The following is a 687-nucleotide window of genomic DNA, read 5'->3' on the forward strand; positions in this document are numbered from 1 at the left end:
GATACCTCCGCGCCCACCGCCTGGCCATGCCCCACCCGGAATAGGGACGTTTCTGGCCACACGGGCGACAGGGCCGGACCCAGACAAGGGCTGTTCGCCATCGCCACGGTGGCATAGGATCGGCCCGACATGACCGATTGCCAGCTTTACCTCATCACGCCCGAATCGCTCGATCCCGTGGCGTTCGCCCCCCGTCTGGCCGAAGCGCTGGATGGCGGCCCCGTCGCCGCCGTGCAGCTCCGCCTGAAAAACGTGACGGATGACGCGCTGCGCCGCGCGGTGGATATTCTCCAGCCCGTGGCCCATGCGCGCGATGTCGCCTTCATCCTCAATGACCGGCCCGATCTGGCCGTTTCCTGCGGGTGCGATGGCGCGCATGTGGGCATGGAGGATACGGAGGTGGCCACCGCGCGGCGCATACTGGGCGATGACCTGCAACTGGGCGTCTCGTGCTATGACAGCCGCGACATGGCGCTGCGCGCGGGGGAATGCGGGGCGGATTACGTGGCATTCGGCGCGTTTTTCCCCTCACCCTCCAAGGAAACGGACGTCCGGGCCGACCCGGCGCTGCTGACATGGTGGAGCAGCATGATCGAACTGCCCGTCGTGGCCATTGGCGGCATCACGCCAGCCAACTGCGCGCCGCTTGTGCGCGCCGGGGCGGATTTCCTGGCGGTGATCAGCGCC

Annotated in this window: 1 protein-coding gene; it reads left to right on the forward strand. The window is 67.8% G+C overall.

The genetic code is table 11. From position 1 onward, the window contains the following. Positions 1 to 129 precede the first annotated feature (129 nt). On the forward strand, positions 130 to 687 hold a 558-nt coding region (gene thiE / locus JCM25156_RS19370; RefSeq protein WP_025814460.1), incomplete at its 3' end, for a thiamine phosphate synthase.

This window comes from Komagataeibacter kakiaceti JCM 25156 (genome assembly GCF_000613305.1).